A 6812-nucleotide genomic window follows, 5' to 3' on the forward strand; every position below is an offset into this window, starting at 1 on the left:
ATCAAAAAACAACCCCCCCCCCCCCCCCACATCCCTATCCCCCCGGCCCCCCCCACCCCGACCCTGTCCCCCCCCCCGGGCCTGGGCCCCCCCCCGACGGGGGGCGGCCCCCGTCCGGCCTTCAGCTCTGAGGGGCCGGCCGGACCTCGAAGGCCGTCTCGGGGTCGAGCGTGCCGCGGATCAGCAGCACGTCGGGCCCGTAGGCGTTCGACACCGCCACGACGCCCTCCCCGTTGCGGATCCGCGGGTCGTCGGGCAGGTCGCCGTACTGGAACACCATGCGGCCGTCGGGGTGGAGCACCGCCTCGAAGGTGAGGCGCAGGCCGGTGCCCTTGAGCAGGACGCCGCGCCACTCGACGACGAACGCGCCGTTCACCGTCGCGGTGCGCACCGAGGACTGGTCGTCGTAGTCCAGGTTGTCGGTGTACGGCGCGGCCCAGGACCACTCGCCGGTCAGCGCGTCGTAGAAGAGCAGCATGCCGAGACCGGTGACGCCCACGCTGGTGAAGGTGTCGCCGGAGAGCGGGAAGGAGAAGGGCAGCGGCACCATCTCGCTGGTGGTCGCGTTGACGTTGCGCACCTCGGTGCCCTCGACCCACGCGCGTGGCTTGCGCGTGCAGGCGAAGCCGGAGTCGTCGACGGGCATGCCCTGGGTCAGGTCGACGACCAGGTCGCCCGTGACTGTCAGCCGTTTCTGGACGATCACCTCGCAGGCCCGGGCGAACACCTGGATCCACTGGGTGCCACCGTGGACGCCGGTCAGCCGGTAGGCGCCGGTCTCGTCCGTGGTCGCGGCCGCGATGTTGCGGTCCATGACGGCCACGCTCACCCCGGGGAGGGGTTTGCCCGAGCTGTCCCTGATGACGCCGGAGATGTCGCTGCTGCTGGGATACAGGGTGATGTCGAGGTCGATGACCTGCCCCTCTTCGCCGAGCGTGACCTTGGAGGAGTAGTACTCCCAGTCGGCGGCGGCGATCGACACCGTGTACTCGCCCGGCAGGGGGAACAGGCGGTACGCGCCGGTGGCGTCGGTGACGGCCTGCTCCATGAGCGTCGAGTCGTTCGGCATCGCGTAGCCGACCTCGATGCCCTTGAGAGGCGTGCCGGCGGGGTCGCGCACCACGCCCTGGACGACGCCCGCGCCGTAGAAGCGGATGCCCATGCCCGAGCGCAGCACGGGCACGTTGCTGGAGTACTCGAAGCCGAGCGTCCCCGTGCTGTTCTCGATGCCGATGGTGGCCGAGGAGCCGCGTGGCATCAGGCCGCTCGACAGCGACTTGTACTGGATGAGGATCTGCCCGTTCTCGTGCAGCTCCGCGGAGAAGGTGAGGCGCGCCGTGGGCTGGGAGACCAGGGTGACGTTGCGCCACTCGACGAGGTAGCGCCGGTTGGGCGCGGCGCCGAGGGTGGCGGTGAGCACCTGCGCCGAGGAGTCCACGACGAGGTCGTCCCAGAAGGCGTAGATCGCGGAGTTGGGCAGGCCACCGCTCGGGATCGGGCTGTTGATGGACAGGGTGCTGAGCCGCTGGAAGTTGATGAAGCCGTTGGTGGAGATCCACGCCTTGGTGTACGGCTTGCCGTACAGCGGGAAGGAGAAGGGCAGGGTGACCGCGACGCCCGCGTCGTCACCCGTCAGCGCCAGCGGGGTGGTGCCCGGCTCCCAGGTGAGCGTCGGGATGACGTCGCACTTGTTGTTGAAGGCGTCCTTGCGCAGCGGGGTGTCGATCTGGAGGACCTCGTCGGAGTCGACCACGAGCGTCACCGTGGTGGAGGCACCGCACCGGGCTCCCTGCACGTTCACCCGCCAGGTGCCGACGGGGACGCCGAGCATGGCGAAGGCGCCGTCCGACTCGGTGGTGACGGGGGCGTAGGGGGTGCCCTCGATGCTGACCACCGCGCCGGGCAGCGGCTCGCCGCCGGACTGCCGGACCTCTCCGTAGACGTCGTAACGCGGGACCGTGGCCAGCGACAGGTTACGGGTGGCGGTGGCGCCGGCGACCACGGTGGCGGTGCCGGTGGCGGGCGCGAAGCCGAAGGCCCAGGCGGTGACCTCGTAGGAGCCGGGAGGCAGCGGGATGCTGAAGGTCCCGTCGGCGCCGCCGGTCAGGGTCCGCTTGACGCCGGAGGCGGTCAGCGTCACGGTCGGCTTCGGCACGGCCGCGCCGGTGGCGTCGCGGACGGTTCCGGCGAGCGTGCCGGTCTGGCCGCGCGGCGCGAAGGTGACGGCGGCGAAGGCGTCCAGCCGCCCCTGCCCCCACACCCGGTTGTTCGCGCTGTCGCCGCCGCAGCTGTAGTCGGTCACGTCCACGGCGGTCTCGTCCAGCGCCCGCCTGGTGGCGGCGATGTCGCCGCGCAGGGTCGGCGCGGCGGACCACAGCAGCGCCACCGCTCCCGCCACATGGGGCGTGGCCATGGAGGTGCCGCTGTAGGCCGAGTAGCCGCTGCCCGGCACGGACGAGCGGATGGCCACGCCGGGCGCGGCGATGTTGGGCTTGATCGCCGTGCCTTCCGGGTCGCCGCGGCTGGAGAAGTCGGCGATCTTCCCGTCGGACTGGTAGGCGCCGACGGCGTAGGTGTTGGCGTAGTCGCCGGGCGAGTGCGCGGTGGCGCACTCGGGGCCGGCGTTGCCCGCGGCGAAGAGCGGGAAGATGCCCGACGCCACCCAGGAGTTCACGATCTCCTGGTAGAAGGGGTCGCCCGCGTCACCGCCCCAGGAGTTGCTCACCAGGTGCGGCGCCAGGTCGGGGCGCGGGTTGTTGCCTTCCAGGTCGGTGGGCGCCAGCATCCACTGGCCCGCCTCCAGCAGGAAGACGTCGCTGCACCTGCTCGTCTCGCAGCCCTTGGCGCTGATCCAGGTGGCGCCGGGCGCCACGCCGATCCCGCCCGCGCCGACGATGGTGCCCATGGTGTGGGTGCCGTGCCCGTTGTTGTCGCACGGCGTCGCCGAGGGGACGCCGCAGACCAGCGTGGGGTCGAACCAGTTGTAGTTGTGGTCGTAGCTCCCGTCGGCCTTGCGCCCGCGGTACTGCCCGGCCAGGGCGGGGTGGTCGTACTGCACGCCGGAGTCGATCGTGGCGACGACGATGCCCTCGCCCTTGGCGCCGAAGCCGGACCAGACGCGCGGGGCGCCGACGGAGTCCACGCCCCACTCCGCGCCCGCGACCTGGGCCACGGCCTTGGCCGCGCGCTCGGGCTCCGGCAGCGAGACGCTGCCGGCCGGCCGTACCCGGGCCACGTCGGGCCGCTCGGCCAGCCGCTTGACCAGGCCGGCGTCGGCTCCGCGCACCAGCACGGCATTGACCAGCCAGTACGGCGTGAAGATCGCCTTGGAGTCCTGGAGGAAGGAGCGCAGGCCGCGCTGGCTGCGCTCGGCGGTCGAGCGCAGCGTGCGGAACCCGTGCTCGGCCTTGGCGGCATGGCCGCGTAGCGACTTCCCGCCGGACAGGTCCGCCTTCTCCTTGAGCATCACGAACACGTCGGTGATGTCGTGCTCGGCGAGCTTGGCGGCGACCGCGCGGTCGAGCCGGTCGGGCAGGGGGTCGTTCGCGGCGGCGGCCGGTACGGCTGAGCCCAGCAACAACGCGGGCACCAGCCAGAGGGCCGTCAGGAGGCGGCGGCGCATGTGTTTCCTTAGTCGAAGAGTGATTCGAGGTAGGCGTACGCCTCGTTGACCGACATGCCGACCATCGACTGGATGTTGGCGTACTCGAGTTCCGAGCGGGCCAGAGCCGTCCAGGTGCCGTCGCTGCCCGCGTCGATGTCAGCCTCGAGGTAGGCGTCGACCAGCGCGTTGATCTCGTCGATCTGCCCCTGCGTGACGGTCGTCAGGTCGCCCTGCGGCGTGTTGACCGTGCGGAAGGCCGGTTCCATGCTCTGCATGAGGTGGGCGGTCTGCCTGCGGAGGGTGTCGCTGGTGGTGAGGAGTTCCATGGCGCGGCTGTTGGCTCGCGCGTACAGCTGCGCGTAGTGCATGACGGCGCCGGACTCGGCGTTCTCGAAGATGTCGCGGACGCGCAGCAGGCCGGCCACGGTCGCGTCGGTGCCGGCGCCGTCGGGGTCCAGCGCCTCCAGGCCGACGCCGGTCAGCGACTCGTCGGCGAAGCACATGCACTCCTGGCGCGGCGACTCGTAGTTGCCGTCGATCCCGACCGCGCCGAAGGCCCGCCAGGCCTCCAGCATCTCGGGCGAGTTCTTGCCGTACAGGTCCGAGGCCGCCTGGATGGCGCCGGCGCGCGTGTCGGAGAAGCGCGAGCGCGGGCCGAGCTGGGTGGTGAGGTCGCGGTAGGCGATCTCCTGGGTCTTCTCGATGCCGATGCGGGTGGCCAGGATGTACCAGGCGTGGCTGGGGATCAGGCTGTTGAAGTGGACCCAGCCGCCGTCGGCGCAGCCCAGCCAGTACTTGCTGTAGTGGTCGGGGTGCGGCTTGCCGTCATAGCTGAGCGCGCTGGGGTTGGCCAGGTCGCGGATGACGCCGAGCGAGCTGCCCTCGCCCGCCTTCCAGTTGGTGCTGCCCTTGACCTTGTACTCGGTGAAGGCCGCGAAGACGTCGGAGAAGCTCTCGTGGAGCGAGCCGCCCTGGAAGAAGGAGAACAGGCCGGCGCTGGAGTGGGTGACGCCGTGCTGCCACTCGTGGGAGACGATGGTGAGTGTGGCGGTGCCCTCGCCGAACATGGTCTCGCCGGTCAGCGGGTCGAAGAAGGCGTTCTTGACCGGCTGGTGGTTGCGGTCGTTGGAGTAGCGGGCGTAGGAGTTCATCCTGGCGCCCTCGCCGTCCCAGCTGTCGCGGCCGAAGGTGCTCGACAGGTAGTCGTAGAAGCGGCCGCTGTGGTCGTAGACGGCGTTGACGTCGGGCTCGGACACCGGGCCCTCGCCCTCGGTCCTGGCCGGGCCGCCGCTGGGGCGCGGGTTGTTGTTCAGGTCCCAGACGCTGCGGTTCTTGTACTCCAGGTGGCCGGGCTCGAACTTGACGATCCGCCCGGTGCTGAGCGCGTCGACGTAGAAGACCGTCGAACGGCCGTCGTCGGCGGCCATCGGCACCCGCCAGACCAGCGTGGCCGCCACCGGCTTGCCGGGGTCCGGCTCGTCGGGCAGCAGCAGGAGCTCGGGCGCCGCGCCCGCCTTCGCGCCCGGCATGGCCCGGCCGGCGGCGGTCACGGCGGATCCGGGGTCGAGGGTCGGCTTGGTGCCGGTGGGGGCCAGGTCGGGGATGAAGTTGTTGGTCAGGCTGAGCACGGTCTTGCCCTTGGCGTCGCGGTGGACGCCGACCCGGGCGCCGTACACGGGCACGCCGTCGACCTGCTGCTGGAACCAGTCGTGCTTGAGTCCCAGCGGGTCCTTGGGCCTGGCGGGCAGCTCCGTGAGCTGGGCGACGGGGTCCTTGGACGCCAGGAGCCCGGCGTTGGCGCGCAGCCAGCTCTTGACGTCCTTGCCGGTGGGGCTCTGCAGGCTCAGCATCGTGGGCACGCCCAGCCAGGGGTCCTTGGCCATGGCGACGCCGGTGTCGGCGGCGATCTTCGCTCCGTCGGAGGCGTTGGAGACCCCCACCTTGGCGAGCGCCTCGGTCACGCCCGGACGGAAGTAGCCGACCGGGGCGGGCTCGGGCGGGCCCGCGGCCGCCATGGTCACCGGCAGCTCGGTCCTGGCCTTCGCCGGAGGGGCGGCGACCGCGGAACCGGAGACGGAGAGCTGCGCGAGCAGCAGGACGGCCGCGCCGGCGGCCACGACCTTCACGCGGCGCGCCGCCTGGCCGGCCAGCCCCACGGCGAAGCACCAGGCCAGGGCCAGCACGAACGCGATCGGCCAGGGCGTGCTGACGGCCGCGAGCTCGCCGGGCGCCACCAGGGCGGTGACCGTGGCCGTGGTGGTGATCACGGCGGCGTAACCGACAGAGGCGCCGAACAGCCGGGCCCTGCCCCGGGTGAGCAGGCCGGCCGTCAGCCCGGCCGCCACGGGCCCGAGCGCGAGCAGCACCATCGGCGAGCCCTGGAGCAGGAAGCGCAGCGGCCAGATCCGGCCGCCGGAGGAGAGCGTGGCCGACCACCAGTCCACCGGCCCGCCCGTGGCGGCGGCCGCCGCGGTGGTGACCCCGTTCACGCTCCTGGCCAGGAAACTCCCGACCAGTCCTTCCGCGCCGCTCACGAGCAGCGCCAGCATCCCCCAGGTCACCGCGACGCAGGCCGCGGCTGCGAGCCCACCCGCCCATAAGGCACGGAAAACGTTTTTGGCCAAGCGCATGGCATGCTCCACACAGGTGCGGGGGGTAACGGGAAGGGTGCAGACCGCCAGCACACAGGCATGCGTAGACCAGTGCTCACGGGGGCTGTAGGGAGGCCAGGGGATTGATCACCTGGAGTATTGAGCCTCCGTCATGTTCCGTCAATATCCATTTTTCGGACTTGACCGCGTACGTGTTGATGTATACGTTTTCTCCGCTTTGATCTTGGTGTCGCTGGTCCCGGCCCGCCGTGACACGAACGCCCGGAGCGAAGTCCGTTCTCACGGCCCGACCCAGCCTGGAGCAGCCGATGCGCCGCAGGTTCTTATTGGTCATGCTCGCCGTCGCGATGGCAGGGACCGGAATGACCGCCCCCGCCCCCGCCCTCGCCGATCCCGTCAGCCCCTCCCCCGCCCCGTCCCTTGCCCCGTCCCCCGCCGCGCCTTCCTCGGAGCGCCACACGATCTCCGTCGGCAGGCCCGCCGACCGCAAGACCGCCCGCGTTCCGGCGGCGACCGCACTGGCGGAGCACCAGTACTCCTTCTCCCCGAACCGGAAGAAGACCTTGCCCATGGTCCTGGCGACCGAGCCCTTGCGC

Annotated in this window: 2 protein-coding genes and 1 pseudogene; 1 reads left to right on the plus strand and 2 read right to left on the minus strand. The window is 71.4% G+C overall.

Going from position 1 to position 6812, the window contains the following annotated elements; translation table 11 throughout:
* Positions 1-121: 121 nt before the first annotated feature.
* Both ACWEPL_RS64650 and ACWEPL_RS64655 read right to left on the minus strand, forming a co-directional pair.
* On the minus strand, positions 122-3622 hold the full coding sequence (locus tag ACWEPL_RS64650; RefSeq protein ID WP_452442908.1) for a carboxypeptidase regulatory-like domain-containing protein: 3501 nt from the start codon (positions 3620-3622) through the stop codon (positions 122-124).
* A gap of 8 nt (positions 3623-3630) precedes the next feature.
* On the minus strand, positions 3631-6234 hold the full coding sequence (locus ACWEPL_RS64655; RefSeq protein ID WP_452442910.1) for a M4 family metallopeptidase: 2604 nt from the start codon (positions 6232-6234) through the stop codon (positions 3631-3633).
* Positions 6235-6524: 290 nt separating this feature from the next.
* Here ACWEPL_RS64655 and ACWEPL_RS64660 point away from each other — a divergent pair.
* Positions 6525-6812, plus strand: a pseudogene (locus ACWEPL_RS64660) (hypothetical protein); the annotation flags it as partial.

The sequence above is a fragment of the Nonomuraea sp. NPDC004186 genome (assembly GCF_053603495.1).